The organism is Aporhodopirellula sallentina SM41, from assembly GCF_000346505.1.
Classification (GTDB): Bacteria; Planctomycetota; Planctomycetia; order Pirellulales; family Pirellulaceae; genus Rhodopirellula; species Rhodopirellula sallentina.
This window is the reverse complement of sequence record NZ_ANOH01000293.1, coordinates 1-2,244: the sequence shown is the minus strand read 5'-3', so window position 1 is coordinate 2,244 and position 2,244 is coordinate 1. Positions and strand designations below refer to the sequence as shown.

At 57.8% G+C, this 2,244-nt stretch carries 1 protein-coding gene; it reads left to right on the top strand.

Annotated features, from left to right (window positions below):
* Nucleotides 1-2,244: endo-1,4-beta-xylanase (locus tag RSSM_RS20060; protein WP_008682930.1), on the top strand; the 2,244-nt coding region annotated here is incomplete at both ends.

Here is a 2,244-nt window from a genome sequence, read left to right as displayed (position 1 = left end):
TTTGTGATCGCACGCAGCGACGACTTGGGACGTGACCTCGACGTTGCCTACACGCTCGGTGGCTCGGCGATCAACGGTGTCGACTACTCCCAACTCTCCGGTATCGCCACGATCCCGGCTGGCCAGGACCACGTGATTGTTGAACTCGATCCAGTCGATGACACGACACTGGAAGGCCCTGAGGTCGCAATCATCCGCTTGGCATCGGATCCTCGTTATCAACTAGGCGTCGAGAGCCAACGGCAGATTCAGGTCACCATCGCAGGCGAGCTACAAAACGAAACGCAGTTGCTCCCCCAAGATATCCCGACGCTCGTAAACACAGGCTTCAGCTCAGCCGCTGGCAGCAATCAAATCACCACGTTCCACGTCAATGACACCAGCCTACCGTTTGTGGATGGGTCGCCGAGCGACAACGCGATCCGTGCCGTCGTAACCACCGCAACCCCTGACGCCCCATGGGAAACGCTCATCGGCTACGGCTTTGACGGCAGCCCCTTCCCCGCGGGCACACCGTTTTTCGCGAGCGTGTGGGCTCGCAGCGGCAACATCGACGGGTCCGACGCAACCGTTGGATTGCGATTGCAAAAAAGCGGCGGAGACTACGCCGGAGAAGAGAAGGTCTGGCAAGTTGGCCCCGAGTGGACACTGCTCCTTCTGCCGATGACACCGGATTTCGGCAACGGCACCTCCGACCGAACCGTCGACGTTCGACTCGGATACCAGGAGCAAACCGTCGAACTCGGTGGGTTCAGCCTTGTGAAGCTAGACTTGCAATCCGACTTAGATGAAGCCCCAAAAACGATCTACACCTACGGAGGTCGCCAGTGGGACGCGGACTGGAGGGAGCAAGCCGCAAGCGACGCGGCAACTCATCGAACCAACCCGATCCAAATCAAAATCGTCGACGCCGCCGGCAACCCGATCGAAGGTGCCATCGTCACAATCACTCCGACAACGCCGAGCCTGCCGATCGGAACCGCCGTCTCGCCCGAGCTGATTGTCGCAAGCAACCCCGATTCCCTCACACCGGAAGCCCAGCGTTACCAAGCCATCCTCGAGATGTTTGACACCATCACTGATGGAGGAACGGCGCAGTGGGGCCCTTGGTCGCTCGATCCACAGGTCCCGCGTGACTTCCTCGATTGGGTCATCGAACGCGACCTTCCGTATCACGGCCACGCTCTGGTATGGGGCGACCTTGCCGACGATCCCAGCGACAACTTCCCGACTCCTGTCAGCCTTCTAGATGGGTACAACCATCAACTTAGCACCCACGGAGCAGCCGCCGCCGAAACGTGGCTGGAAAACGAAATCCTGACGCACGTTTCGACCACCGGTCCTGCGAACGATTTCAGCGAAACACGCGAGGACTCTACCCAACCTCGCGTCACATGGTGGGACGTCATCAATCACCCCATCTTCGCCCCCGAGATCTGGGATATCGTCGGATACGACTTCATCGTCGACATCCTTCAAGCCACCCGAAACACCGTCGATAGCAACACCGAACTCATCATCAACGAGTTCGACATCTTGTCGAATCCCGACAACGGACTCAGCGACGCGTTCTTTGACCTACTCACACTGCTCGACACAACCGCAAACGCGTCCACCGGAGAGAACGCCCAATACGACGCGATCGGATTCCAAGGCCACTTCGTCAGTAACCGGCTACCTGACATCGACCGGATCATGCAAGAACTCGATCGCTACGAAGTCTTCGACCGAGACATGCAAATCACCGAATTCGACGTCGACGCGGTCGACATCGACCAACAAACCCAAGCCGACTTCACCCGCGACTTCTACCAAACCCTAGCCGCCACCCCCACCCTAACCGCCGCCACCCTCTGGGGCATCTGGTCCGGCGACCACTGGCGAGAAACCCCCACCAACCCAGAATCCGCCGCCCTCTTCAACCAAAACTGGACCCCCAGAGCAAATGGGCAATGGTTGTTGGATCAACACTCCAACGATCGGTCTCCCAACACCCAAACAACGAATACATCTGGAACAGCAAACCTTGGACACCGATCCGACTCGGTAGACATCCACATTCGATTGCCAAACGGGTCAGTCCTCCAAACCGAAGTAGAAACGCAAAGAGCCAAGATCCGGATTGGCCAACTCGAAACCGCATTAGATTTCACGACATTCGCAGGCCAATCTAGCATCAGTCACTCTGAACGGACCGCCGTCTACGGTGATGACTTCATCCCTGTTGATACCAACCTGCAATAT